At 62.0% G+C, this 743-nt stretch carries 2 protein-coding genes; one reads left to right on the top strand and one right to left on the bottom strand.

What is annotated here, in order from left to right; all coding sequences use genetic code 11:
• A partial coding sequence (locus tag HV744_RS36645; protein ID WP_175154097.1) for a transposase domain-containing protein occupies positions 1–230 on the top strand: 230 nt, incomplete at its 5' end.
• Positions 231–340: 110 nt separating this feature from the next.
• On the opposite strand, the gene HV744_RS36650 is transcribed toward HV744_RS36645, so the two are convergent.
• Positions 341–601, bottom strand: coding sequence for a hypothetical protein (locus HV744_RS36650; RefSeq protein ID WP_175154098.1), 261 nt, complete (start codon positions 599–601; stop codon positions 341–343).
• Positions 602–743: the final 142 nt, after the last annotated feature.

Raw genomic sequence — 743 nt, forward strand, 5'->3', positions numbered from 1 at the left:
GTCGCAAGAACTTCCTCTTCGCCGGCTCCGATAGCGGTGGCGAGCGGGCGGCGGCGATGTACTCGCTGATCGCGTCGTGCAAACTCAATGGCATCGACCCGCGCGCTTACCTGTGCCACGTGCTGACCTGTATTGCCGATCATCCAGTCAACCGCGTCGACGAATTGCTGCCCTGGCGCATTGCCGCACACCTGCAGAACGCATCCCAACCTGCTACTCCGACTGGTTGAACGGCAGCGGTGGACAGCATCCCTCGATCGCCTGGCATGGCTCACATCCCCTGAGCCGGGCAGCCGACTGCACCCGGAAAAGCGGTCCGTTACCCGGTAACGCTGACGGGCTACCGTGGAACCTGGAAGTAGGCATCCCATTCTGCCGAGTCCGGATCGAGCCTGCGCACGATCGCCGCGTCCGCCCGCACTACCAGCCGCTCCAGCATCTCACGCTTCGTTACCGAGTAACGACGTGCCAGCCTCGCGAGCGCGAGATCAGCTTCAGTGGTCACCCACATATCAAGCCGCCGCTCCCCATTGCCATCGTTTCCAGCCGTCGCCCGCCTTGCCCGGAAGGCGGCCTGCCGCTCCGCTGATGTTTGTGCCATCGGCCTCTCCTTGTCGTTGTTACCCGGTAACGATATATCCGGACCCGTTACCGGGTAACGCAAAATGCCCAAAGGAGATAGCATGTGCCGCTTCACATCGCTTAGTCCAGAAAAACCTGAACGGTCCAGGCGAGGCGCTTAC

Origin of the sequence: Paraburkholderia ultramafica (genome assembly GCF_902859915.1) — a bacterium.
GTDB classification, from domain to species: domain Bacteria; phylum Pseudomonadota; class Gammaproteobacteria; order Burkholderiales; family Burkholderiaceae; genus Paraburkholderia; species Paraburkholderia ultramafica.